This is a genomic window from Paenibacillus sp. EB106-05-06-XG162, assembly GCF_058791655.1.
The window spans coordinates 159,793-186,257 of sequence record NZ_JBYTDT010000012.1 but is presented as its reverse complement, the minus strand read 5'-3'; the positions used below and the strand labels follow the sequence as shown (position 1 = coordinate 186,257).

The 26,465-nt window shown below is 45.5% G+C and carries 24 protein-coding genes and 1 riboswitch; of the genes, 14 read left to right on the top strand and 10 right to left on the bottom strand.

The genetic code is table 11. The features are described 5' to 3' along the window. On the top strand, window positions 1-74 hold a 74-nt coding region (locus AC3WU2_RS22530), incomplete at its 5' end, for an IS3 family transposase (RefSeq protein WP_492457238.1). Window positions 75-152: 78 nt separating this feature from the next. Here AC3WU2_RS22530 and htpG read toward each other — a convergent pair. Further along, window positions 153-2,030 (bottom strand): molecular chaperone HtpG, encoded by a 1,878-nt coding sequence (gene htpG / locus AC3WU2_RS22525; RefSeq protein ID WP_492457230.1) that lies wholly within the window; start codon window positions 2,028-2,030, stop codon window positions 153-155. A 213-nt stretch (window positions 2,031-2,243) separates the two neighbouring features. Continuing rightward, window positions 2,244-2,329: riboswitch (ZMP/ZTP riboswitch) on the top strand. An 83-nt stretch (window positions 2,330-2,412) separates the two neighbouring features. Between htpG and AC3WU2_RS22520 the strand changes: the two genes are divergently transcribed. From AC3WU2_RS22520 to AC3WU2_RS22505, 4 genes are all read left to right on the top strand, one after another. Continuing rightward, entirely contained in the window at window positions 2,413-3,264 is an 852-nt protein-coding gene (locus AC3WU2_RS22520; protein ID WP_492457229.1) for a bifunctional 5,10-methylenetetrahydrofolate dehydrogenase/5,10-methenyltetrahydrofolate cyclohydrolase, read from the top strand. Window positions 3,265-3,266: 2 nt separating this feature from the next. Continuing rightward, on the top strand, window positions 3,267-3,902 hold the full coding sequence (locus AC3WU2_RS22515) for a cyclodeaminase/cyclohydrolase family protein (RefSeq protein ID WP_492457228.1): 636 nt from the start codon (window positions 3,267-3,269) through the stop codon (window positions 3,900-3,902). Window positions 3,903-4,149: 247 nt separating this feature from the next. Next, window positions 4,150-4,899, top strand: a complete 750-nt coding sequence (locus tag AC3WU2_RS22510; RefSeq protein ID WP_492457227.1) for a class I SAM-dependent methyltransferase — start codon at window positions 4,150-4,152, stop codon at window positions 4,897-4,899. A 68-nt stretch (window positions 4,900-4,967) separates the two neighbouring features. Beyond that, entirely contained in the window at window positions 4,968-5,414 is a 447-nt protein-coding gene (locus AC3WU2_RS22505) for a GNAT family N-acetyltransferase (protein WP_492457226.1), read from the top strand. A 132-nt stretch (window positions 5,415-5,546) separates the two neighbouring features. On the opposite strand, the gene AC3WU2_RS22500 is transcribed toward AC3WU2_RS22505, so the two are convergent. From AC3WU2_RS22500 to AC3WU2_RS22490, 3 genes are all read right to left on the bottom strand, one after another. Continuing rightward, entirely contained in the window at window positions 5,547-7,145 is a 1,599-nt protein-coding gene (locus tag AC3WU2_RS22500; protein ID WP_492457225.1) for an extracellular solute-binding protein, read from the bottom strand. Window positions 7,146-7,214: 69 nt separating this feature from the next. Then, a complete protein-coding gene (locus AC3WU2_RS22495; protein WP_492457237.1) occupies window positions 7,215-8,087 on the bottom strand; it encodes a carbohydrate ABC transporter permease in 873 nt (290 codons plus the stop codon). 44 nt (window positions 8,088-8,131) lie between these two features. Beyond that, complete coding sequence (locus tag AC3WU2_RS22490) at window positions 8,132-9,055, bottom strand: ABC transporter permease (RefSeq protein WP_492457224.1); 924 nt, start codon at window positions 9,053-9,055, stop codon at window positions 8,132-8,134. Between the two features lie 241 nt (window positions 9,056-9,296). Between AC3WU2_RS22490 and AC3WU2_RS22485 the strand changes: the two genes are divergently transcribed. Then, a complete protein-coding gene (locus AC3WU2_RS22485; RefSeq protein ID WP_492457223.1) occupies window positions 9,297-11,555 on the top strand; it encodes a helix-turn-helix domain-containing protein in 2,259 nt (752 codons plus the stop codon). A gap of 89 nt (window positions 11,556-11,644) precedes the next feature. Here AC3WU2_RS22485 and AC3WU2_RS22480 read toward each other — a convergent pair whose 3' ends face one another. Then, the gene (locus tag AC3WU2_RS22480) at window positions 11,645-12,904 is read right to left on the bottom strand and encodes a DEAD/DEAH box helicase (protein WP_492457222.1); all 1,260 of its coding nucleotides are present in this window, start codon (window positions 12,902-12,904) and stop codon (window positions 11,645-11,647) included. A gap of 151 nt (window positions 12,905-13,055) precedes the next feature. Here AC3WU2_RS22480 and AC3WU2_RS22475 point away from each other — a divergent pair, with 151 nt between their 5' ends. Together AC3WU2_RS22475 and AC3WU2_RS22470 are read left to right on the top strand one after the other, a co-directional pair. Then, window positions 13,056-14,063 carry a medium chain dehydrogenase/reductase family protein gene (locus tag AC3WU2_RS22475; protein WP_492457221.1) on the top strand — a complete coding sequence of 336 codons (1,008 nt, stop codon included), beginning with the start codon at window positions 13,056-13,058 and terminating at the stop codon, window positions 14,061-14,063. Between the two features lie 23 nt (window positions 14,064-14,086). Further along, the gene (locus AC3WU2_RS22470) at window positions 14,087-14,497 is read left to right on the top strand and encodes a MerR family transcriptional regulator (protein ID WP_492457220.1); all 411 of its coding nucleotides are present in this window, start codon (window positions 14,087-14,089) and stop codon (window positions 14,495-14,497) included. 308 nt (window positions 14,498-14,805) lie between these two features. Here AC3WU2_RS22470 and AC3WU2_RS22465 read toward each other — a convergent pair whose 3' ends face one another. Next, window positions 14,806-15,561, bottom strand: coding sequence for an SDR family oxidoreductase (locus tag AC3WU2_RS22465; RefSeq protein ID WP_492457219.1), 756 nt, complete (start codon window positions 15,559-15,561; stop codon window positions 14,806-14,808). 419 nt (window positions 15,562-15,980) lie between these two features. After that, on the bottom strand, window positions 15,981-16,430 hold the full coding sequence (locus AC3WU2_RS22460; RefSeq protein ID WP_492457218.1) for an SRPBCC domain-containing protein: 450 nt from the start codon (window positions 16,428-16,430) through the stop codon (window positions 15,981-15,983). 145 nt (window positions 16,431-16,575) lie between these two features. On the opposite strand from AC3WU2_RS22460, the gene AC3WU2_RS22455 reads away from it, so the two are divergent. Then, window positions 16,576-17,379 (top strand): helix-turn-helix domain-containing protein, encoded by an 804-nt coding sequence (locus AC3WU2_RS22455; protein WP_492457217.1) that lies wholly within the window; start codon window positions 16,576-16,578, stop codon window positions 17,377-17,379. Window positions 17,380-17,432: 53 nt separating this feature from the next. Here the strand turns inward: AC3WU2_RS22455 and AC3WU2_RS22450 are convergent, their stop codons facing one another. Both AC3WU2_RS22450 and AC3WU2_RS22445 read right to left on the bottom strand, forming a co-directional pair. Continuing rightward, window positions 17,433-17,975, bottom strand: a complete 543-nt coding sequence (locus AC3WU2_RS22450) for a histidine phosphatase family protein (protein ID WP_492457216.1) — start codon at window positions 17,973-17,975, stop codon at window positions 17,433-17,435. A gap of 123 nt (window positions 17,976-18,098) precedes the next feature. Then, window positions 18,099-18,896: a class I SAM-dependent methyltransferase gene (locus tag AC3WU2_RS22445; RefSeq protein WP_492457215.1), complete on the bottom strand. Its 798-nt coding sequence runs from the start codon at window positions 18,894-18,896 to the stop codon at window positions 18,099-18,101. Between the two features lie 221 nt (window positions 18,897-19,117). Between AC3WU2_RS22445 and AC3WU2_RS22440 the strand changes: the two genes are divergently transcribed. The 5 genes from AC3WU2_RS22440 to AC3WU2_RS22420 all read left to right on the top strand — a co-directional run bounded on the left by AC3WU2_RS22440 (window position 19,118) and on the right by AC3WU2_RS22420 (window position 25,553). Continuing rightward, window positions 19,118-20,140, top strand: a complete 1,023-nt coding sequence (locus tag AC3WU2_RS22440; protein WP_492457214.1) for an ABC transporter substrate-binding protein — start codon at window positions 19,118-19,120, stop codon at window positions 20,138-20,140. A 22-nt stretch (window positions 20,141-20,162) separates the two neighbouring features. After that, entirely contained in the window at window positions 20,163-21,263 is a 1,101-nt protein-coding gene (locus AC3WU2_RS22435) for an ABC transporter ATP-binding protein (protein ID WP_492457213.1), read from the top strand. Then, a complete protein-coding gene (locus AC3WU2_RS22430) occupies window positions 21,260-22,915 on the top strand; it encodes an ABC transporter permease (RefSeq protein ID WP_492457212.1) in 1,656 nt (551 codons plus the stop codon). The genes AC3WU2_RS22435 and AC3WU2_RS22430 overlap by 4 nt, the downstream gene beginning before the upstream one ends. Before the next feature lie 156 nt (window positions 22,916-23,071). Continuing rightward, the gene (locus tag AC3WU2_RS22425) at window positions 23,072-24,772 is read left to right on the top strand and encodes a sensor histidine kinase (RefSeq protein ID WP_492457211.1); all 1,701 of its coding nucleotides are present in this window, start codon (window positions 23,072-23,074) and stop codon (window positions 24,770-24,772) included. Then, a complete protein-coding gene (locus AC3WU2_RS22420) occupies window positions 24,765-25,553 on the top strand; it encodes a response regulator transcription factor (protein ID WP_492457210.1) in 789 nt (262 codons plus the stop codon). Before AC3WU2_RS22425 ends, AC3WU2_RS22420 begins: the two co-directional genes overlap by 8 nt. Window positions 25,554-25,635: 82 nt before the next feature. Here AC3WU2_RS22420 and AC3WU2_RS22415 read toward each other — a convergent pair whose 3' ends face one another. Beyond that, the gene (locus tag AC3WU2_RS22415) at window positions 25,636-26,190 is read right to left on the bottom strand and encodes a GNAT family N-acetyltransferase (protein ID WP_492457209.1); all 555 of its coding nucleotides are present in this window, start codon (window positions 26,188-26,190) and stop codon (window positions 25,636-25,638) included. Window positions 26,191-26,465 lie beyond the last annotated feature (275 nt).

The following is a 26,465-nucleotide window of genomic DNA, read 5'->3' as shown; positions in this document are numbered from 1 at the left end:
TTTACAATAACGAACGATTACAAGCAAAATTAAACGGCCTTAGTCCGATGGAATTCAGGAACAAGGCCGCTTAACTGTTTTTATTATTTGTACTGTCTACTTGACGGGGTGCTGTTCACATTGTGGGAACTGCCTTTTGTGTTACTTGGTTCTTACACCATGACTTTACAGATATCGTTCGTGAAGGCAACCGGATCTTGGATCGGCAATCCTTCAATGAGCAGTGCTTGGTGGTAGAGAAGATTCACATACAGGTTTAACTTCTCCTGATCTCCAGCATAAGCGTCTTTGAGCGATTTGAACACATCATGGTTGACGTTGATTTCAAGCACCTTGTCGGCTTTAACATCTTGGCTGTTCGGCATAGCGCTAAGGATTTTCTCCATCTCAATCGTGAGCTCACCTTCCGTGGAGAGGCAGACCGGATGGCTCTTCAAGCGTTTCGAAGCTTTGACGTTCTTCACTTTGCCAGCGAGGATCGTCTTCATATGGTCGAACAAAGCTTGATTATCCTGTTCTTCCGCTTCTGCAGCTTTATCGTTCGCATCTGCTTCGATACCAAGATCGCCGCTGGATACGGATTTGAAGGCTTTTTCCTTGTAATTCATGATCATCTTGATCGCGAACTCATCGATATCATCCGTGAGGTACAAGATTTCGTAGCCTTTGTCCGCCACAAGCTCGGTCTGTGGAAGCTTCTCGATCCGCTCGACGGATTCTCCTGCTGCGTAGTAGATGTACTTCTGATCTTCCGGCATACGCGCGATGTATTCATCCAGCGTAACCAGCTTCTTCTCGGTGGAAGAGTAGAACATCAGCAGGTCTTGCAGTGTTTCTTTGTTCATGCCGTAGTCGCTGTATACACCGTATTTTAGCTGTCTGCCGAAGGCTTTGAAGAACTGCTCATACTTCTCGCGGTCATCCTTCAAGAGGCTAGATAATGCACTCTTAATTTTGTTCTTGATATTCTTCGCGATCAAGCTCAGTTGACGGTTATGCTGCAGCATCTCTCGGGAAATATTGAGGGAAAGATCTTCGGAGTCGACCAAACCTTTGACGAAGCTGAAGTAGTCCGGCAGCAGGTCTGCGCATTTATTCATGATCAATACACCGTTAGAGTAGAGCTCAAGGCCTTTCTCATATTCTTTCGTGTAATAATCGAAAGGTGTACTCTCAGGAATGTAGAGGATCGCATTATAGACGACAGCACCGTCTGCACTGATATGAAGATGCTTCAGCGGCTTGTCGAATCCGTAGCGTTTCTCCGCATAGAAATTATCGTAATCCTCGGCAGTTAACTCGTTTTTATTTTTGCGCCAGATCGGCACCATGCTGTTAATCGTCTGCTCTTCTTGGTAATCCTCAAGCTCTTCGCTGCCTTCAACTGGACGCTTTCCTTGCACATCCATCTTAATCGGGTAGCGGATGAAGTCGGAATATTTCTTGATGATGGATTTGAGGCGATATTCCTCTACATATTCATCGTATTGATCTTCTTCCGTATTCGGCTTGATGTTGAGGACAATTTCCGTTCCCACTGTAGCCTTATCGCATGGCTCAATCGTGTAGCCGTCAGCACCTGCTGATGCCCATACATAAGCTTCGTCACTTCCGAAAGCCTTACTGTATACCTTCACTTCGTCTGCGACCATGAAGGCCGAATAGAAGCCGACGCCGAATTGACCGATGATGTTGTGTCCGTCTTTCGCTTCGTTCTCTTTCTTGAAGGCTAGCGATCCGCTCTTCGCGATCACGCCGAGATTGTTCTCAAGGTCTTCCTTCGTCATCCCGATCCCCGTATCGGTAATCGTAAGCGTACGAGCTTCTTTGTTCGCAGTGACCTTAATGAAATAATTCTCTTTGTCAAAAACAAGATTGTCATTGCTAAGGGCCATATAGTACATTTTGTCAATGGCATCACTCGCGTTCGAGATTAACTCACGCAGGAAAATTTCTCTCTGCGTATAGATGGAGTTAATCATCATTTCGAGTAATCGTTTGGATTCGGCTTGAAATTGCTTCTTAGTCATGTATAAATCTCCTTTCAAGGTTAAAAAATCAGATATGTGTTGCTGCTATGATTATGTAGTACGGCTGCAAGGGTGATTAGCACTCTGGATGAATGAGTGCTAATTCTTATTTCTATATACCATATTCCAAAATTGGGTGTCAATAGCGGAGAGTACGTCTCATCTGAGAATCAAGGGGTGCATCTTAAGATCATCTCTGCTAAAATAAGAAAAAAAGCGGGATGTGACTGGCGAAAATGAGTGGAATGAACCACGAGGAAGCCTCCCGCTCTAACGATCCGTTCGCCTGGGGAAAAGTATTTGCAGAAGATTCGTATGGTACGAGTCTGCTGTGAATGCTTTTTTTTGTTTCTTATTTTATTCAAATAGGGAGGTTGTCGAAATGACGACAATAATGAAGGCGAAGGAAGCAGCAGACCAAGTGTATGAGAACGTGAAGCAGCATGTAGAAGAATGGAAGGGGAAAGGGCACGAGCCTCGGCTAGCCGTCATCCTGGTGGAAGGGGACCCGGCATCCGCATACTATGCGCAGTCGAAGCAGAAGATTGCACAGCGGATCGGGATTGCATTCGATCTCTATGAATACCCGCAAGCGGTGCATGAGGAAGAGATTATGCAGCAAGTCGCACGGTTAAATACTGACCCGGCGGTACACGGGATTATGCTGGAGCTCCCTTTGCCGAAGCATCTATCGGCGACAACCATCGTGAATGCGATCACACCATGGAAAGATATTGATGGGGTGACCCCGAGCAATCAGCGAGCGACCATTACAGGGGAAGTGGGACTCTATCCGGCTACGCCGCAGGCTTGCATTCAGCTCCTGAAGCATTACGGCTATCCATTGGAAGGGAAGAATGTGACCTTGATCGGTCGGGGACAGACGGTAGGATTGCCGCTCTTCCATCTGCTTCAGCATGAACAAGCGACTGTGACAGTCTGCCATTCGAGAACGCCAGATCTTGCGATGCATCTGCATCATGCGGATATTGCGATTGCAGCGGTAGGGCGCGCGCATATGATTCAACCGAATATGGTGCATGCGAAGCTCGTCTTCATTGATGCAGGCATTAATGAAACGGATGAAGGGAAGATTGTCGGAGATATTTCGCCTGACGTGGCTCCACATGTACAAGCCGTATCCCCCGTACCTGGCGGCGTCGGGACGTTAACGACGGCCATTCTCTATCAGAATCTCATGAAAGCCATCCGTCTGCAGAAGGAGGTGCGTTAATCATGCGTACGAACCAATGGGATCAATCCATTCGGACTTTTATAGAACAAGCGGGGAGCTCAAGTCCTACACCGGGTGGAGGCAGTGTCGCTGCGCTTGTTGCGGCATTAGGGGCCTCGATGACCTCGATGGTAGGCAACCTCTCGCAAGGAGAGAAATATGCAGCTTATCAGGAGCAGATCCATGAGACATTAGAGCGGGTGAACACGCTCACGACAATCTATGAACAACTGCTTGCGCAGGATATGGATTGCTTCGAGCAGTACGTGGCCGCTCTCAAGCTGCCGCGGAACTCCGAATCGGAGAAAGAAGCACGTAAACAGGCGCTGGAACAAGCGACGATTCAGGCGATTGATGTGCCGATCCGTCTGATCGAAGCTTGTCTTGCGGGGATGCGGTACGCGAAGGGAATTGCGGATTGTTGCAATCCGCATGTGCTCTCTGATCTAGGAATCAGCGCGATCTTGCTCGAGGCTGCGGCACAATCGGCTTTGTTGACGGCTCAGATCAATCTAGTGTCTTTGAAAGATTCGTCGCTGCAGCATAAATATAACGACACGATCACGCAATTGATGCAGGACATCGATGCGTTCAAACAGGAGACCATGGTCACGGTAAGAAGCCGTATGGGCGTGTAACGACCGTCCCGCTCACTTGAATGTAGAGCACCCTACCGATTATACTTGAAGTATTCTTCCAAATTGAGGTGAACGGAACATGGCTTTCCAAATGATTCGAGGTAGATAGTCTCCGGGCTGGGTAACACGCGTACCAGCTATCAAGGGGGTCGTATGCCCTTTTGCATAACGGAGAATATCCACTAAGGTCAATTGGCAGGCTTTTTCGTTTGTATATGAATCATTTTGGAAGGTGGCAGAATTAGACATGAATGAACAAGAATATCGACAATTTTATGATCAGGTTGGAGCAATGAACGGCTGGGATTTCAGCAGGATGAAAGTGGTCTCGGAAGGGATACAGTGGGATCTCTATCAAGAAGTCACGAGGGTCTGCAGAAAGTCGGATCTCCTCCTGGATATCGGTACGGGTGGAGGAGAAGCGCTGTTAACCATTGCGGATGCCGTACTACTCGCAATTGGCATAGATTGTTCATCTGGCATGATGAAGACGGCAGAGAACAACTTAAGACGAGTGGGGAAATCCAATGTACGTTTCCATCAAATGGATGCGGAGCGACTCGTTTTTCCAGATCGGTTGTTCAATATCGTCTCTTGCAGGCACTCTGAATTTCATGCGCAAGAGGTTGCTAGAGTACTGGCCGACGACGGAATCTTCTTCACACAGCAGGTCAGTGAACGAGACAAATGGAACTTGAAGCAAGCGTTCGGAAGAGGGCAATCCTGGGGAATCTCGCATGGCACCTTGCAGCGTCGATATATCCAAGAGTTAAGGGACGCAGGCTTGAAGGACATTCAAGTCTATGAATATGATGCGACGGATTACTATGAATCCGTTCAAGATCTCCTATTCCTATTGAGGCATACGCCGATCATTCCGAACTTCGGTCAGGACCAGATGGACTATACGATCCTCCATCAGTTCATCAAGGAGCATCAGTGCGATCGAGGAATTCGAACAAACTCCGAACGATTTATGATCGTAGCGCGCAAATAATCAACCCCAAGATCCTCGTTATTCACTCGAATAACGGGGATCTTTATACATAACAGAGGAGATAAGCCATGATGATACGCAAAGCCATGACAGAAGATTGCCACAACCTAAGTAACCTAGCCTATCGGTCCAAAGCGCACTGGGGATATTCCGAGGACTTCCTTGCGAAATGTAGAGATGATCTGACGGTAACCGCAGCCTATTTGGAGCAGCATCTTGTGAATGTCATGGAGCGAGATAACGAACTTATAGCATTTTATAGTTTCTCGGTCCAGGACAAGAAGCTGGATGCGTTGTTTATTGACCCGGAGCATATCGGGAAGGGCTACGGCAAGCAGATGTGGTCCGACCTGTTAAGCAAGTTGAAGGCGCTGCATATTGCAGAATTTACATTAGATAGCGATCCTTATGCCGAAGCGTTCTATGCCAAAATGGGAGCGAAGCGAATTGGAGAGATTACATCTACGGTATTCCCCGATCGCAAGCTCCCGCTGATGCACGTCTATGTGAAGTAGCTCGGGGAAAGCCGTTATATATTCAGCGTAAAATGGATGCGATGCAAGCGCAATACAGCCTCGGATGTGAAGCCACGGCGAGAATCACAGACCAAAAGCCACAACCGTCCGGTTGTGGCTTCTGTCTAAATGTTATTTGCCGATTTCATCTAAATATGCAAGCCATTGCTTCTTATATTCTGCCTGGATTTTGTCCAGTCCAGCTTGTTTTGCCTTCTCCATGAATATTTTCAAGCCACCCTCAACGTCATCAACAAGACCTACGTTAAGCGGATATAAATATTGTTTTTCTACTTGCAGGACAGCTGCTTTCTCAGCTTGGTATGATGTCCAATCCTCAGGGAACCCTTGGAAAATTTCTGGTCTCTCCATTTTATCGAATTCTTTGAACATATCCAACACAGCATCAAAGCTCTTATCAAACAGCATGAACTCCGGATTTCTCCATGCCCAGCTCTGCATACCTTCTCTCGGGAAGCCGTTCGACTGCGCGTCACCGAGCATATGGTAATACTTTCCATCCTGAACTTCGAAGTTTTTGCCTTCAATTCCGTATTGCGTCAGCCAATTGTACCGTTTATCTGTTACCATTTTTTCATAGAATGCAAGTGCTCTCTCTGGATTTTTGCTGCTGCGTGGGATCGCGAAGCCGTTGTGGATCGGATGCACCGGCGATGCAAACCCTTTCGCATTTGGATAAGGGAAGTAACCAAGCTCCCAATCCGGGTGGGTCGATTTGATTTTGATGACGGAATCGTTGAAACGGTTCGGATTTTCGCTACCTAGAACGGCTGCGGCCTTACCGCTTGCAAACACATCATGACCACTATCTTTTATATTCAAGACGTTCTTCGGCCAATACCCTTTGTCAGCCCATCTTTTGTACATTTTCAAATCTTCTAGATGCTTCGGAGAACCCCAATAAGAAGTGATATCTCTTGGATTATCATACGTCATAAACTGACCATATGGAATGTTACCACTGCTGTTAATGACCTTGGTAGTTAATTGAATGATTGCATCTGTTTGATACCCTTGATTGTCAGCTAAAGGAAGCATATTCGGCTCGTTCTTACGGATTCCATCCAAATATTGCTCTAAAGTTTCAATCGATTCCGGCTTTGGCAAATTGTATTTCTTGCGCAAATCTTCTCGATAAGCAATCCCTTCGTTAACATACTCTTTCCATGTTGCAGGAACGGTGTAAATCTTCTTGTTGACTTTGACAGCTTCCCACATGTTCTTCGGCACGAACTCATTTAGCTTCGGTGCAGCCTTTGGCAGTAGATCATCTAACGGAAGGAAGGCACCTTTCTTCGCATAACCCTGATAAAACGTCCAATCTGCTGTAAAGATTAGGTCAATTGGCTGTCCAGAGGACAACAGAAGCTTATATTTCTGTTCCCAGTCTGTCCATGTCGTAAAATTGAACTTCACCGTTGCGTTTAAATCTTTTAAGGCAAGCTTGTTGATTTCCTCCTGAATGATAGGCAAATCCTTCGGTGCGTCTCCCAGCATGTAGAATTGGAGTTCGACCTTTTTGGACGTATCAATACCTGCCGGATTAGTGTCCTTGGTATCGGGTGTGGTAGCTTGAGTTCCATTGTCCTTCGTCTGCGTGCTGTCAGTCGTTGTACTGCTGGCGTCTTTCTCCTTAGTGCCACACCCTGCAAGCATACTTGCAGCGAGCGTCATGATCATGCATACCGATAATATTCTGCGCTTTACCATACCTATTCCCCCTATAACATAATATATGTCAGCCGAATGCAAACAACAATACCTTTGTTCACCTCGGTACTAACCTTTCACCGCGCCAATCGTCAACCCTTTTACAAAATACCGCTGCACGAACGGGTATAGGAACACGATAGGACCTGTAACGACAAGTGCCATGGCCATTTTGGTAGATTCCGTCGGAATTTCTTTAGCAAGGGTAACACCTGTACCGCTCGCCATATTCGATAAAAACTGCATCGTATTGACTGTATTGTATAAGTAGTACTGCAGCTGGTACATGCTCGTGTCATTAATGAACAGCGAAGATAAGAACCAGTCGTTCCAATAGGTCAGCGCCAAGAACAACCCAACCGTTGCTACGCCCGGCATGGATAACTTAAGCACAATGCTATAGTAAATTTTGAAATCGCCCGCCCCATCAATTTTGGCCGACTCGAATAATTCCTCGGGAACAGCAGATTTTATGAAGTTTTTCATCAATATAATCAGAAACGGCGTCATCAATCCTGGCAAAATAAGAACTGCATACGTGTCAGACAAATTGAAGTATTTGGTGATCATGATATACCAAGGTACAAGTCCGCCACCGAACAATGTGGTGAAATAAATGAAGAAGGAGAACTTGTTGCGATACTTAAAATCCTTCCGCTGCAGAACATATCCTGTCATGGTGATGAGGAATAATCCAGTCACCGTTCCAACAACCGTTACAAATATCGTTACACCGTAAGCTTTCAGCAGCTGGTCCGGAAATGTGAAGATCATCTTGTACCCTTCTAATGAGAATACCTTAGGGATCAGATGAAATCCGTCTCGGATAATGGATTCGTTCGATGTGAATGAACCCGAAATCATAAGTAGAAACGGAAATATACAAGCAATTGAAAGCAGTGTTATGATCAAATAGGATGACGTTCTGAACAACAACGACATGCCGGCATTATTATCTTTCAAGGTAATCCCTCCTTTATATCCGTCTAGAACAAGGCATAATCCTCGTTAATTTTTTTGATGATATAATTCACCGTCATAATAAGTACAAATCCGAACAGCGATTGATACAAGCCAGCTGACGTAGCCATACCGATATCAAAATTCACCTTCAACGAGCGGTAAACATACGTATCGATAATGTCCGTGACATTAAATAGTAGACCGTTATTACCGACAAGTTGATAGAATAGATCAAACTGTCCCTTCATAATACTGCCTAGCGCAAATAATAAGAGAATCACAAAGGTTGGCTTAAGCATCGGTACGGTAATGTGCCAGATTCTCTGCATAATATTAGCTCCGTCAATTTTGGCAGCCTCATAATATTCGTCGCTGATCCCCATAATTGCGGCCAAATAAATGATCATACTGTAGCCGAGGTTCTTCCATATATAAAAAATAGTGATAAGAATCGGCCACACCCAAGGCGTATTATAAATATCTACCGGTGCAATCCCCAGCGATTTTAAAACCTGATTAAAGAATCCCGATTCGAAATTAAACATGTTAAATGCTATTACGCTAAGAAGAACAAATGACATAAAGTACGGCAAAAACATAATCGATTGGGTAAATTTCTTAAACCACTTACCTCGAATTTCACTTATCAGAATAGCTACAGCAATCGCCATTACATTACCTAATATGATGAACACAACATTGTATCCGACTGTATTGATCGTTAGCTTCCATAAATCCCCTGATTGGTAAAGAAATTTGAAATTATCGAGTCCGACAAACGGACTTCCGAATAAACCACCTTCAAAATCATAACTTGTAAATGCATAATAAATACCGACCATCGGAAAATAGGAATTAATTAAGAAGAACAGAACTGTCGGCAACAGCATTAAAAACATGACTTTATTTTTGTTCAATTCGTAAAAAAAGCCTCTCTTCTTTAACATGTCCTACGGCCTCCCCCATATGAAGTGTGTTGCTTGCTATGTTCACAGTGTAGATTAGAGTGTTCGGACAAATATACTGTATCCTGCCGCATATCGCTGACAAAACTGCACTTTTCGGGAGTGAACTTTGTGTACTTTCATGAATCTTTTCTACATTTGCACCCTTTACAAATTCAATAATTGAATGCCATTAATTGATATTGTATACTTTCATTACATATTGAAAGGGGTTTCATAATTGATGACTATTCCAGAGTCCAGGGAGCACAAGAAAGTATATACACGAATCCTAATGAGTTTTATTGGTTGTGTGATCCTTACTCTGCTCGCGACATCTACCATCTTGTACATGAACTTCGAGGATATTGCGCTCAAGCAAGTCTACCATGCCAATTCCAACAGTCTTGTCCAGATCAAGAACGAAGTATCCAAGATGACCGAAACCGCGACTTCCCTATCATCACAAATTTACAACGATTCAGCTGTATCGAAATTACTGTATTATGAGAATCCGAACATCTACGATGCGATCTTCGCACAGCAGCAATTGGATAATTATCGGGCATCATTGCCATTTATTGAATCCATCTATGTATATAACGCAAAATCCAAACAGTTCTACATCAGCTCACATAGCATGCGTAACGGAATCCAACCGAAAGCCGGGCTGGACGACGAAGGAATATTGAATATTTTCAATGATTTCAAAAAATATAAGCCTTTTCAGCCGATTCCGAGAACGTACAACATCGGTTCCATTGAGACGACCAAAGTGTCCAGCTACACCTACTTGTGCTACAGTGTCATCAACGATAATGACTTCTTAAATACAGCGGTAGTTGTCAATATTGCGGACTCTTGGCTAACTCAACGCGTGGAGCCAACGAATGGGAATCCTGCAGGGGAACAGACATTTATCATGAATAAGGACGGGATTTTGTATTCCAAAAACAGGACCAAGCCAATCCTTACCGATTTATCTGATCTAAGCTATATTCAGAAGATACTTACGGACACAGATTCCTCTTCTTATTTTGTAGATACGGTGAACGGAGTTCGTTCATTAATCTCTTACACGTCTCCGGATACGTTAGGCTGGAGATATGTTCGCATAACTCCTTATGACAACATTACACATGACATTAGCAAAATGCGCTTTCGGACGCTTTATATTATTGGAGGTATACTGCTCTTAGGATTATGTGTTTCTTATATTTATTCTCACAGAGTTTACCTTCCGTTCGATAAAGTCCTTCGCAAGTTCAAGACGCTGGAAGCCGAGAAACGAGATCATCAGTATATTTTGAAGCAAGATTTTCTTAGGAATACGATATTGGGGCGGGAAACGAATCTTTCAGGAGTTATACAGGAAAAGCTGCAATATTTTGAATCGAAATTACTCGTAGATCATCCATCATGCCTCGTTCTGCTCAAGATCGATCAATACGCCTATTGGTTGGAGCATTATCATGGAGATTTGAAGCTAATGAAGTATGCCATCATGAATATTAGCGCAGAAATTGCGTTCTCTACCTTTAGCGTTGAGACCATTGACATGGGAGAGAATCATATTTTGCTGATCCTGAATATTCGCGATCCGCTGCAGGAACATAATCAGGAAGCGATGCTGGACATGATGCATGAAATGCAAACTTCAATTCTCAATCACATCAAGCTCTCCGTCTCTTTCACTGCAAGTCCGATGATTGAGTCGGTCGAACAATGGACCGGAGCGTACATGCAAATCATGGAAGCTTCCATGCATCGGCTGTTTAAGGGACATGGGAGCATCATCTTTTCGCAAGACATCATGAATTTGAAATCCAAGGAATATGTTTTCCCCGCACATAAAGAGAAACAGCTCTCAGAAAGTATCATGAAGGGCAGTATGGACGAATCCCAGAGCATTTTCTGCGTAATCGTAAGTGAAACAGAACAATATCCCTTTGCGGTACTACAACTGGTCATTTCTCATTTAACGATTACGATCAACAACATCTTAAGATCCTTGCAAAAGAATAATGCTTTCATCGTTACGCCTGACTTCGATATGTCCGTCTCATCATTGAATCAAGCCGAAACGATGGAAGAGATCCATTTGCCTTTTTTCAAATTGTTCGAAGATATCAGCAGAATGCTGGAGGAGAAACGCAGCACGAAACATGAGGATTTTGTCAACAAAGTGCACGAGATCGTCGCTCAGCATTACAGCGATCCGAATCTTTCATTAAATTTCATCGCGGATCAGCTATCGATATCACCGATTTATCTAAGCCGGCTGTATAAGCAGCTAACCGTTAATTCGCTGTCTGATGTCATCGGTGAAATGCGCATGAACAAAGCGAAAGAGCTGTTGCGCCTTTCCGATTATACGGTTTCTGAAATAGCTGAAAAAACCGGGTTTACGAACAGCTCGTATTTCTATAGGATATTTAAGAAAAACAACGGTATCACGCCGAATGATTATCGCAAGAACACACAAGATGCTGCTGATCATTGAATTTACTAGAAATTTGATGCCAAGCGAACGCAGTATATCTGTATGAACAAAAAGAGTACCTCTCGTTCGGAGAGGTACTCTTTAATCTTTTATACCGTTCGTTGTCCAGCATGATGCTTGCCTCGTGGTGCGTGTGTACGCGCTTTGGGTTTGGAAGGCCTCATTCCTGCTGGTCTCGAAGGCTTGTCGGTCTGCGGAGCAGGGACGAAGCTTCCGATCGGATAAGGATGCTCCTTCACCTCGGGGATCTGCTTCTTAATTAATTTCTCAATATCCTTCAGGTAAGGGAACTCTTCTTGTTCACAGAAGGAAATGGCGATTCCGCTCATCCCCGCCCGTCCTGTACGCCCAATGCGGTGAACATAAGTCTCTGGGATGTTCGGCAGATCGATATTAATGACATGAGAGAGCTCCTCGATATCAATACCCCTCGCGGCAATATCCGTAGCGACCAGGATACGTGTTGCGCCGCTCTTGAAATTAGAGAGCGCTGATTGACGCGCGTTCTGCGATTTATCACCATGAATGGCTTGCGCCGTAATGTCCGCTTTCTTCAGTTCACGCACCATGCGGTCTGCGCCGTGCTTGGTCCGAGTGAATACCAATGCTGAGCCGATCGATGGATCCTCCAGCAAGTGCTTCAAGAGATGTCGTTTATTGCCCTTTTCTACCTTATAGACGGATTGCTGAATGCGGTCCACGGTCGAAGATACAGGTGTAATTTCGACTTTCACGGGATTCACGAGAATCGATTTGACCAATTTCGTAATCTCCGGTGGCATCGTCGCGGAGAAGAATAACGTCTGCTTCTCACGCGGCAGCTTGCTCAGAATCCGCTTCACATCATGAATAAAGCCCATGTCCAGCATACGATCGGCTTCATCCAACACGAGGGTGTGCACATCATGCAACTGGATGCACTTCTGGTTGAGCAGATCAATGAGTCTTCCCGGCGTTGCAATTAGGATGTCCGTTCCTCGGCTGAGTGCTCGCTCTTGTACGCGCTGGGACACACCCCCAACGATCGCCGTACAGCGCAAATCTGTAAATTGACAATACGCGGTGATATTATCTGCGATTTGGATCGCAAGCTCGCGTGTCGGCGATAAGATGAGGGAACGAATCGGGCGAATCGAACCGGATTTACGCGGTTGGTTCAGTAATCGATCAATGATCGGCAGCGAGAAGGCAGCCGTCTTCCCTGTCCCTGTCTGTGCGCAGCCAAGCAGATCTCGGCCGGCTAACACGGAGGGGATTGCCTGTTCCTGTATCGGTGTTGGCGTTGTATAGTTCTCTTTAGCTAAAGCTTGTAATATAGCAGGGTTTAATTGTAAGTCGTTAAAAGTCATATTGTCTCCTTCATATGGAACGGATTTGGATCATTTACGTCATAACATATAAGGATACCATAAAAGTCCGTGAAAGTCGCTTGACTTCGAGTCAACTCGAACTTCTATAATCCAGACATCACTTAAATTTATCGATGGAGGATGGATGTTGATGATGAATCATCGTGTCATTGTAACGCGTTATGGGGGACCGGAAGTGCTCAAGGTGATAGAGGAGCCTTTGCGAACAGTAGGGCCGCAGGAAGTTAGGGTTCGTGTTCAGAGTGCGGGAGTTGCGCTTGCTGATATTATGCGAAGAGAGGGGAAATACCCGAAATCGCCTCTGCCTTCTTTTACCCCGGGATATGATGTGGTTGGCATCGTTGATGAAGTGGGTGCGCAGGTAGAAGGATATCACCAAGGAGATCGCGTTGCAGCTTTCTTTGATGGTGTCGGTGGTTATGCGGATTACGTGTATGCACAGGTGGAGGAGCTTGTCCCTGTGCCGGTAGAAGTCGATGCCGGCGCCGCGGTAGCATCGATGCTGAACTATGTAACAGCATATCAAATGCTCTACCGGATTGCGAAGGTCGAAGTGGGAGAGCGAATCTTGATCCACGGCGCAAGTGGAGGGGTCGGCACCGCATTGCTGGAACTGGGTAGGTTAGCGAAGCTGGAGATGTACGGCACGGCATCGAGGTCGAAGCATGATGTCGTTGCGCAGTTCGGAGCCATTCCGATAGACTATAAGCAAGAGGATTTCGTCGAGGTACTGCAGCAGGTGACACCCGGAGGCGTGGATGTTGTATTCGATCCGGTTGGCGGAGCGAACTTCGAGCGGTCGCTTCAGACTTTAAGCCGGCAAGGGAGGTTCGTAGGTTATGGCTACACTTCGGTTTTGGCTGATGGCAAGCCAGAAGATTGGGTCAAGGATTGGACGAATCTTGCGTCTCTGGGAACAACCGATGCAGGCCAACCAATTCATGTCTACAGTATCACTGCGCTGCGCAAAGAACGATTGGACTGGTTCCGTGAGGATGCCGGGGCGGTATTCACGTGGTTAGCAGCAGGCCGAATTAACCCGATCATCTCTCATCGCATTCCGTTGTGTGAAGCGGCATATGCACAGGAATTGCTAGAGAAATCCCAATCTGTCGGTAAAATTGTACTGATCAACTGATACAGAAAGCGGGTGTGTGGTCTATGTATTCGATTCAACAAATATCTCAAATGACAGGCATTACGGCATACACCTTGCGTTATTATGAGAAAATCGGCATTCTTCCCAGCCCTGCACGGCATGACGGCAAGCCAAATGGGATTCGGCGATATAGCGATCAAGACCTCTCGTATATTCGGTTCATCCATGGGTTGAAGCAGACAGGTATGAAGCTCGAAGATATTGCATCGTTCACCGAAGACGGTTGCCTGCTAAAGCAGGATGGTGAGGGGATCGAAGATTTACCAGGAACGTTGCAGAAAAGAATGGCAATACTGGATCATCATATCGACTGGTTGAATCAGCAGATGGAGCAACTGGAACGCGTGAAGGGGATTGCAGAGGATAAGCGATCTTTTTATGCATCGCTGTTGTATGATCGTGCAGAAGTGTGAGCTTCGGAACGTGATGTAAAAAGAGGGGCGAGAGCCCCTCTTTTTGATGATGATCGTCGTGTGGATGAGGTGTCTCTATTCGCTAACGAATCGTACGATACGTATTGCCCAGAAAATAGCTCCTTTTTCAAGCTAACGAACTCCAGCGATGTTATTTTGTGTATTTTAGGTGGAATGTGGCGCTTTTGATGGGAATAACGATTCTGAGATTCATTACGATTTCAAAACACCTTTTTTGGACGAAATAAGCTTCATGGGGTTCGTTAGCCGTCCAGTCCGCTCCGTGCTGCACGCTCATGTTCGCCAACCTAACCCCGATAAAATCCACCCTCCGAATGAATCACTTGTCCTGTGATCCAACCAGCATCCTCACTCGCCAGAAACGCGATCACACGCGCAGCATCTTCCGGAAGACCGATTCGTCCCATGGGACATTTCGGCAGGAGATGATCTCGGATCTCATCCGTCATCCAATTCGTATCGGTTGGCCCAGGGTTCACCACATTGACCGTGATCCCAAGTGGCGCTAACTCCGCGGACAAAGATTGACTAAACGCAGAGATGGCTGCTTTGGATGCCACATAAGCCAGATTCCCAGGCATCGGACCTAGAGCTTGACCCGACGTTAAATTGATAATTCGACCTGAGGATAAGTTCAATCGCTCGTAACGACGAGCAAACTCCACACTTAACAAGGACGTTGCTCTGACGTTCGTATAGTAATGATCATCGAGTATCTTGGCATCGAGATCCATGTAGTTCGAGTCGATGGAATGGGCGGCGCAATTGATCAGGATCGTGGGGAAACCGAGCTGTTCCGATACGCTGTCTAATAATAAGAGATGAGCATCGATCTGCGATAAATCAATCTCTATGCTTGCACATCGAACGCCCTGACGGGTGATCTCCTGCTGTAATGTATTAGGCCATGACGCCTCTGACTTCCAATACGTAAAGAAAATATCGATTCCTTGTGCGGCTAACTTGCGGCAGATCGCAGCAGCGATACCTCGGTCATTGCTGGCCCCTGTAACGATGGCGATTTGACGGTGTAATTGTGTCATAACGTAATCCCTCCATAGGTTGAGGACGCGATCATGTAGGTCAATCGAGATGGTTTATTTCCGTCGAACAATAAAAAAAGCAGATACACAAAGGTATCCGCGTAGTCGATGGATATATCAACCCCACCATGCAGTCCTTGTATGATGATAAAATGGCATACTTCACCCGTAAGCTTATGGGTATAGCACGCGATTTAGTTCATTCATCATGACAAGATTGTCCACATGTAGATTCTCAATTCCCCTTCCAATCATCTCTCACCCCATAATATCTTCCAATTCAATAGAAATCAACTTAAAATAAGGGTTAGAGAATTGATGACGAGAGGATGGACTAGACTTGAAGGACGTACAAGCATACTATGAGCTTCGTTCGAAGTTGGATGAGATTCGGGTGAAGTATAACAAATAATGAACAATTAGAACCCAAAATCAAGTGATTTTCCGGTCTCCGCGATCGTCTTGATATTGCTTAGAATCATCCACCAAAACCGCTCGGTTTTGCCGAAGAGTGGGTTGTCCTCGGTCCACGCATCGTTGATAAGATGCAATTGGGTACATGAACCGACTTGTTCAAGAGTTAAAGTGACACGGCTTTCCATCTCTGCATGCTGCGAATAGTGGGATGGCCCAGGGTGGTCTGTATAGCTTAGGATCCGATACGGTTCATATACTAGTATTTTTCCGTAAATATGGACAGTTTGCTCGCCATCAGCGCCAGGTCCTACGAACGTGATATCATCGCCGATCTGGTAGCTTGACCAGATGACCCCGCCCATGAAGGCGTAGAATGATTTCTCAGGATCGCACAGAACCTCCCATACCTGTTCAGGATTTGTGTTGATGTAGAACGTATATTCCAGCTTCATGTGAAATACCTCCTCTATACGAGTTGAATTTCTCTCGAATACAGCGATCTTAACACGATGTCAGCTGGCATTCTTGTAAAAACGCGCTATGCTTCTTGCGATTATAAATTATGAAATTCGGTGCTGAGAGGTGAAAGGGATACCTATGGAACGTAATCCGAATCAGGGGATTCTACATTTTAATACAGGGAAAACCAAGTTTTCAATTTCTCGTTATCCTTCTTCCGGAGGGTTAGGGTTCTGGATACAACATTATTGGCTTGTTGCGTGGGATTTGCGCGGACAGGAGCCTTACACGCAAGAGGTCTTGCAGCATCCGGGGGTGAATATTGTTTTCGAACAGGGCAACTCTCGCATAAGCGGTATTGATCGCAGAAAGTCCGTTAATCTGCTCCAAGAAGAGGGACAGATTGTGGGTGTATTGTTCAGACCAGGTGCATTTTATAGTTTCTTTAGAACACCCGCAGCAACCTTGGCCGATCACACCGCACCTCTTTCCGATTACTTCCCCATCGATTGTCGTACATTCGAAGAAGAACTATTTTCGCTAGAGGATCATGGGAAGAGAATTGAGATGGTGGAGCGATTATTGGTGAAATGGATGCCTGACCGCGATGAGACCATTGTTATATTGAACGATGTAATCAATGGCATTGTGAAAGATCGTGAAATTACGCAAGTCGAACATGTCGTCGAGCGGTTCGGCATGACGAAGCGAACGCTTCAACGGTTATTTCGTCAATACATTGGTGTGAGTCCCAAGTGGGTGATTCAACGATACCGAATGCATGAAGCGGGAGAGTTGATCGAGCAGGGCTTGGACCTGGCTCACTTGGCGATGGACCTTGGATATACGGATCAGGCTCATTTCAGTAAAGATTTCAAAGCTGCGGTCGGCAAATCGCCGAGAGAATATGCGAAGAACAACAGGACGCTGCCAAGGGTATGAATGCTTCAATTCCATCCGCATGATCTGGGGCCATCGGCCCCTTTGTTATGCAATCATACTGTCCAGATTCGCTGAATGCTAGGCAAGCCATCGACGAAAGTAAGCTGATATACGTCAGGATTGGATAAAGCTTGCCACTCGAAGAACCCGTACCTATCATCAAAATGCTTGAGCAGCAGCGAAATCAAGTTACCGTGGGACACGATAACAGCATTCTTGAACGGTTGATCCAGAACATCCGTAACGACTTGAACAGCACGATGCATCGCCACGCTGCTGGATTCACCGCCCTCATAACATAGATCCAGGTCGTCATAGGTTGCAAGGAGCATATCCATCCAATCGGGACAGTCCTGCCCTGATAAGACCCGCTCCGTTAATCGGTCATCCATATGAATGTCGATCCCTTGTTGATCTGCGAATGGTGCGATGGTATGGTAAGCCCGCGAATAGGGGCTGGATACGATATAATCGATATTTTTGTCTGCGAGGAATTCGGCGAGAGTCTGGGCTTGGTCGTTACCAATCTCGGTTAATGGAGCATCAGCGGCTTGTCCCGCTGCCTTACAATGCCGGACGACATAGATATTTTTCATGCGTATGTACCTCCCAATAGTTATTTCAAGTGAAATAACACGCTTTTGATGGAAATAGTGCCGCTGAGATTCGTTACGGCTTCAGAACACGTATTTTTGCCTAAATAAGCATTCTAGAGTTCGTTAGGCGCGTCGTACACCCGTAATCACAGAAACCGAATGTTCCTCCACAAATTGATCAGCAGGGTTAATCGCTAACAATGTAGTTCGGAGCTCGTCCTCGAATCGCTCCAGATCTTCGCCGAAGAAACGCCTAGCACCATAGGATGTGGAGTACAGGTTGCCAACAATCGAATCAACGGTCCACGTGTGCGAATACGTCGGCAGCACGTGATTCTCGATGTTCCGATAACGTGACTTGGCTAACGTATCCTCATATCTTTCTGTCGGCGGTTGGTAGGTTCGATTGCCCGCTCTTCTCTCGCTACCTAGCCACCGCGCTACAACTTCATTGACCTCGAGCTGCCAAGGCAGTGGTTCGAGTTTCTCCGTATCGTTACCGATAATCGCAATCCCGCCATCCACGTCCGTATGATGATATAACATTTCGAGAATCTTTTCCCGGTCCATCCAGTGAAAAGCTTTGGCAATGGTGATGAGTCGAAAAGTCCCCAGATCATTCGCTTGCTCTTCCGCTTTGCCTTGCAGCCACTGCACGTTATCCACCCGATTGTCTATGGACAAGCGTCTCGCTTCATCCAGCATTTCAGGTTCGGGATCGATTCCTACGATATCGTCGAACCAATCCTGAAACCGGAGCGCGAGCTGTCCTGTCCCACATCCAAGGTCAAGCAGCCGACCTTCGCCATCAAGTGAAAACTTGTCTACGATATACCGAACCAGCGATGCGGGATTAAGCGGGCGGTATCTAGCGTAGTACCACGCCGTACCTTTAAAGAGATCTGCACCGTAATCGATCATTAATTGTTACACCTTCTTTCGAATCATATGGGGAGATAACCTATTCGGCAGGATCGCCTGATTTCCTTTTTTTGGGGCGGTTCTTTTTCTTTTGTCCAAAGTTTGTTGCGTATTTTAGACGATGTTTGCGGATTATAGGATTTTGTAAGCGGTATCATGCCTGATACAATAAACCTGTAAATAAAAAACAAAAAACATCTCGGTTCAAGGGGGAAATAGCAATGAAGAAGGTTTCCATGCTGTTGATCGCATGTATGTTCGTTATGACAGCACTTACAGGTTGCGGCAGTGGTGAGAAAGACTCAGCTTCGTCCAATAAACTTGTTGTTTACAGTCCGAATAGTGAAGAGATCATTAAGACCATTATCCCAATGTTCGAGAAGCAAACGGGAATTACCGTTGAGCTCGTAACAGCTGGAACGGGCGAAATTGTTAAACGCTTACAATCAGAGAAACAAAATCCTTACGCAGACGTGATGTTTGGCGGTTCGATGGCGGGCTATCTTGAGAACGCTGACTTATACGAGCCGTATGTATCGCCGAACGATGAATTCCTACTTGAAGGCCATCGCAATAAATCAGGCTTTGCTACACCTTTTGTTTCAGATGGAAGCGTTCTCTTAGTGAATAAGAACCTGATCGGCAACATCAAGATTGATAGCTACGCTGACTTGTTGAACCCGGAGCTTAAAGGGAAAATTGCTTCGGCCGATCCGGCAAGCTCAAGCTCCGCATTTGCACAGCTCACGAATATGCTGAAAGCGATGGGCGGCGACTATGAGAACGAGAAAGGCTGGAGCTATGTCAGCGAATTAATCAAAAACCTGGATGGTAAAATCGCGAGCGGTTCAGGAGCTGTTCACAAAAGCGTGGCTGATGGCGAGTACGTAGTTGGCTTGACCTATGAAGATCCAGCAAACACGTATGTTAGAAATGGTGCCCCTGTAGAAGTGGTGTATCCGAAAGAAGGCGCCGTATTCCTAGATGCAGCGTCCGGTATCATTAAAGGCGCTCCGCACATGGACAATGCCAAGAAATTTATCGACTTCATTCTATCCCAAGAAGCGCAAGATGCATTTGGCACACAATTAACGAACCGTCCACTACGTAAAGATACGAAGCTTGGCGACTATATGACGCCTTACGACAAGATCAACATGATCAACGAAGACACGGATTATGTCAGTAAAAATAAATCCAAAATCATCGAGCACTACACGGACGTATTCACAAGCACAAAATAAACGAAAGAATTAGGTGACAACCATGACAGTAACGATTAACATCAAAGACTTAGTCAAAAAGTATGCAGATGCGACGGTCATTCCTGCGTTGTCCCTGGAGATTAAGAAGGGTGAGTTCTTCACCCTTCTCGGTCCTTCCGGATGCGGGAAAACCACACTATTACGGATGATTGCCGGCTTTAACAGCATTGAAGGCGGGACGATTAGTTTCAATGAACGGGTCATCAATCAGGTCGAACCGGGCAAACGGAATATCGGGATGGTATTTCAGAATTATGCGATTTTCCCTCATTTGACGGTCAAAGGTAACATTGCGTTTGGCCTTGAAAACCGGAAGATCCCGAAAGAACAAATTGCTGCTAAGGTCGATGATATTCTGAAGGTTGTACAAATCGAACAATACAAGGATCGGATGCCGAAGAATCTATCTGGGGGACAGCAGCAGCGTGTCGCGCTTGCTAGAGCGATCGTCATTCGCCCCGATGTGCTGCTCATGGATGAGCCGCTATCCAACCTCGATGCGAAATTACGGATCGACATGCGGAATGCGATCAAGGATATTCAGAGGGAAGTTGGGATTACAACCGTATACGTCACGCATGACCAAGAAGAAGCGATGGCTGTATCGGATCGAATCGCGGTCATGAAATCGGGGATCATTCAGCATTTAGGCACACCGCAAGAAATTTATCAACGTCCTGCCAATGTATTCGTGGCTACCTTTATCGGTCGGACGAACATTATCGAAGGCACATTGATCCAAGAGGATGGTGGCTATTCCTTACAGATCGGTTCTGATTATGCTGAGCCAATGTCTAACATTCGCGTTCCTAAGCCGCAAACGGTGCTTCCTGTACAAATTTCGGTTCGTCCGGAGGAGTTCATCATGACGGAGGACCAGAGCGGGATCCGAGCTACCATTGTGCACAGCGTATTCTTGGGACAAAATACACATTATTTCGTAGATCTCGAATCGGGTCAGCGGATCGAAATCACGCAGGAATCGAAAACGAGTCAAATCCTTTCCCCCGGTGAAGTGATTTATCTGAAAGTCAAAACAGACAAGATTAATGTATACGATGCTGCGGGTGAATTGAACTACACAGGGAGCGGTCAGCTATGAATGATACGCGCAAACGCTTTGACATCTGGACGAACATTTCATTACTGATCTTTGTCTTCTATATTCTCTTTCTAGCACTGCCGTTATTCACCATGTTGATTAAGAGTTTTTACAACGGCACGACAGGCGACTTTTCACTTGCGTATTTCACGAAATTTTTCAGCAAGCCCTATTATTTAACGGCACTATTCAATAGTATTAAAGTAACGGTCTGTGTAACCGCACTTTCTGCGCTGATTGCAACGCCGCTGGCCTACTTGATGTCAACGGTTAAGATTAAAGGGAATTCTACCATCCGCATTATGATTCTGATCTCGTCGATGTCAGCACCATTCATAGGCGCTTACTCCTGGATCCTGCTATTAGGACGAAACGGCGTAATTACTCAATTCATCAAAAATGTTTTTGGGTTCACTATGCCTGATATATATGGGTTTACAGGGATTCTCGTCGTCTTAACGTTACAGATGGTTCCGCTTATCTTCATGTATGTATCCGGTGCGCTGAAGAATGTGGACCAATCGCTCATGGAAGCGGCGGAAAGTATGGGTTACAAAGGGTTCAGCAAAATGCGCAAGGTTCTGCTTCCATTGATTACCCCAACCTTGCTTGCGGGCGGTTTGCTCGTATTCATGCGCGCACTTGCTGACTTTGGTACGCCGATGCTGATCGGTGAAGGGTTTAAAACCGTTCCCGTCCTTATTTTTAACGAATTTATTAGTGAGGTCGGCGGCGATGATGGGTTTGCTGCTGCGATCAGCGTCATTGTCGTGCTCTTCGCTACCGTGATCTTCTTGCTGCAGAAATACGTATCCAATCGTAAATCTTTTACAATGAGCGCCTTGCATCCGATTGAAGCGAAGAAGAAGTCGGGTATCGGTAATATTGTGGCTCACGTTGTGATCTATGCCTATACGCTAATCGCGCTCTTGCCGCAGCTGTACGTTATTTATACGTCTTTTCTCAAAACAAACGGTCGAATCTTTGTCGATGGGTACTCGCTGCAGAGTTACATCGATGCATTCAGCAATATCGGCGGCGTGATTGCCAATACGTTCTTCCTTGCGGTTGTATCCCTCGTCGTGATTATACTGCTTGCGATTCTCATCGCGTATGTGACGGTTCGTCGTAGAAACGCATTAACGAACACGCTTGATATTTTCACCATGTTCCCTTATATCGTTCCTGGTTCCATCTTAGGTATTGCATTGCTCATTACCTTCAACGATAAGCCGCTCGCATTAAGCGGAACCGCACTCATTATGATTATTTCCTTCGTGATTCGTCGTCTGCCTTATACGATTCGATCGAGTGCAGCGATATTGCATCAGATCAACGGGGGCATTGAAGAAGCGGCGATCAGTTTGGGAGCTTCCCAGATGCGAACATTCTTCAAGATTACACTTCCGATGATGGTGGCGGGTGTCGTCTCGGGCGCTATTCTTAGCTGGGTTACTATTATTACGGAATTAAGTACCTCGATCATCTTATATACGGGGAAAACGAAGACGGTTACGGTTGCGATTTATACCGAAGTTATTCGAGGCAACTATGGCGTCGCTGCAGCGTTGTCTACCATATTAACATTGATTACCGTCATCTCACTGCTGGTCTTCCTCAAGCTGTCTGGGCAGAAGGAAGTATCGCTATAGAGCTCGTTCATATCATGCAAGTCGGCACCTGCGATAAGAGGGTCGACTTGTTTTGATTTCTAGAGTTTATTACCATGGACGAATGTCTTTCTTTTTCCTTACACTGAAGAGGACAGGCGTAAGGTATATAGTCGGATTTCAAAGTCGGAGGACAGCATGAAACGTAGAAAACATCGCAATTTTAAAGAATCGACCCGTCGCTTATTTCGTTTATATACGATGATTCCGTTTGCGATATTAATGGTTTTGTTCGTTATATTTACGATTGTCAACGGCAGAATCAACATCATGCAGAAAACGAATCAAGCTGCACAATCCATCAGTCATTCCATCACTGAGGTCTATCAACAATACCATGATGAGATTCAGCGGATGGCGGATTCTCCTGCCGTTGTGAACTATGTGAGTACACATTTGGGAAGCGAGAAGGTATACTCTGAATTCTATGATTTCAACAACCAACAGAAAGTGAAGGGCATATTTCATATCCTGAACAAAGACGGGATTTTCCTCGCTACCTCTGCACCAACGAATTTATTGGATTCCGACTTTTCTTTCCGAAACTTCATTCACCGGGTAGAGATGTATCCGAATGAGACGATAGCTGAAATGAACAGCTTCCGGTACTCGCATGATCGGACTACAAGCTATTCGTTTGGCCGAGCGATCGTGAAAGATGGTCAGACGATTGGCTACATTGTCTATCAGTTGTATGAAGCCGATTTTCAGAAGCTGATCTTTACGCAAAATAATGAAATCGCGTTGATTACCGATGAGTATAAGACGATCATTGCGACCACTAGTAACATTACCAAAGGGGTTCTAAACAAGTTCCAGCCAACGCTAGATAATCAGGGACATGCCCAGATTAATAACGGAAGCTACTATATGTATTCCAAACCCATCCAGGGCACGCCGCTGCAAGTATTTACGCTGAATTCCTATAACTCAGAGCAATACACGTACTATACCGTGGCTATCTTTATCGTAGCGACTTGTGTGCTGTTGTGGATTATGCTGCAGTTCCTATCGAATAAAATGTCATCCCGCAATTCGGAGTCGATTGACAAATTCGTTGCTGCGCTGGACGTGTTAAGAGATGGGAAGTTAGATGGTTATGTCGATATTCAGACAGGGGATGAATTCGAAACGCTGGGTCATGAATATAATGCGATGCTGGATCGGCTGCAGGACTTGCTCAAGAAAAATAAAGAGCTGTCGGAACTCAGTACCATGATCGAAATCAAACAATTGCAGGCGCAATTCCACCCGCATTTCATTTTTAACGTGCTCGAAACCTTACGGTATGCGATCAAGATCGATGCAAATCAAGCACAAGAGATCGTAATCCTATTATCTCGCTTGTTGCGCTATAGTATCGGACATGATCGCAGCGTCAAGCTGAAGGATGATATGAATTATGTACGCGATTATTTGAAGCTTCAGCAAATTCGATTCAATGAGCGACTCGAGTATCGCATTTCCGTCACGGAGGAGACGCAAGATATATGCATTCCTAAGCTTTTACTGCAGCCCTTTATCGAAAACGCTATCAAGTATGGGTATCAGAATCAGAGCAATGTCCTGATTGAGATTCGTGTGTATACATCGGACGAACAGCTGATTCTTGAGGTTCAAGATCATGGTCAGGGGATGGATGAGAAGACATTGCAGGAAGTCAATCAGCTATTGCAAAGCCAGAACAACATGTCGCAGCATATCGGACTGTACAACGTTCATCGTCGTCTAGTGCTTCTGTATGGCGAAGCGTCTGGGATTCGCATGAATAGCATCCAAGGAAAAGGTACCTGTGTGACCGTTACAATTCCTTTCGAAAGGAGTGGATCAGATGTTTAAAGTGCTGCTTGTTGAAGATGAAGATATGATAAGGCGGGGCATTCGATTTAATATCGATTGGTTGAAATATGATTGTATTGTGATCGAGGAGGGGCTGAACGGACAAGATGGGCTGCAGAAAATCTGCGAATACAAGCCTGATATCGTGATTACGGACATTAACATGCCCATTATGGACGGCATCTCCATGATTCGTGAGGGTCTTGAGAAGCATACCTTCAGCAGCATCATTATCTCGGGTTATAATGAATTTCATTTGGCGAAGCAGGCCATTCAGTTAGGTGTGACCGAGTTTCTCGTGAAGCCGCTAGAGGACGACCAGCTCATCACAGCCTTGGAGTCGGCGAAGGCCAAAGTGGACCTTCTCCGCAAATACGAGATTATTTCTAATCATCCGCAAGAGAAAGAGGAGATCATTAACAGTCGGTTTCTGGAGAAAGAGACGAAGACTTCGAAGTATGTATCCAAGATGATCGCCTATGTGCAAGAGAATTACGCCCAAAAAATCAGCATTCATGACCTGGTTGAAGAGCTTGGCTTAAGCGCTTATTACTTGAATCAAAAATTCAAGGCCGAGACTAGCTATACGTTCAATGAATTCCTTAATCGCTACCGCATCCAAAAGTCGATCGATTTATTAAAGGCGGGGGACGGTAAAGTCTATACGATCGCACAGGATATCGGCTTCAGCGACTATAAATATTTTATCAGTATCTTCAAGAAATACGCCCACGGTACACCCAGCAAATACCTGGAATATTTCGGGGAGAAGGACATTTAGTTCGGTGTGGATTGGAAATATTGAAAGGCGCCTTGCGGCTAGGAACATCACTGAAACCGCAAGGCGCTTCTTGTTCATTAATTCAGATTTGCCCGATAACATCTTCTTCCAGAATGGCGAATGCCAGATGATCTTCCCATCTTCCATTGATGTTTACATTTTTTCTGGCTAATCCTTCTTGGGTGAAACCAGCTTTTTGCATCACTTTGATAGACCCGGTATTATGCGGCATAACCCCGGCTTCGATCCGGTGAAGCTTCAGTTCCGTAAAAGCGTAGTTCACCACCAGCTTGACCGCCTCCGTCATGTATCCTTTTCCATTCTGCTCTTGATCCAACGTGTAGCCAATTCCACAGCTTTCTAGATTTTCACGAACGACCTTATATAACATCACTTCACCGATCAATTCGCCTGTATTTCGTGAATGGATTAGAAAAAGATATCGTGTGCCGTTCTTTTGAGATTCCAGCGTGTTAAGAATTCGATCGACTTGTCCTTGATACGTATAGAAATGCTCGTCTCGTTTACCCGAGAATACTTGGAAAAAATCTTTATTCTTCACTTGAAGAGCAAGAAGTGCCTGCGCATCAGACACCTCAACAAGCTTTATATCGATGTTCATTCCTTGGATCAGCATTGGATCGCTCCTTTTTTAAGTTTGGTCGTGTAATAAAACCCCTGTAACACAATATTCAGATATATTCAGGGATACATTGATGTCGAACTGGAGATCGATGGTCTCGGCATGGCATACGATGGTATAAGTGACCACGTAGGGCGTTTCAATATAGAACACTGTGAGCTGTAAGGTGTCGTGACTCTGCCATGATGCATAGGAGACAACCTCCTGTGAACATATCGATAAGTCTTTGTTGAAGACGCTTGTTGCGTGAAGGGAGCTAGTGAAGTCGA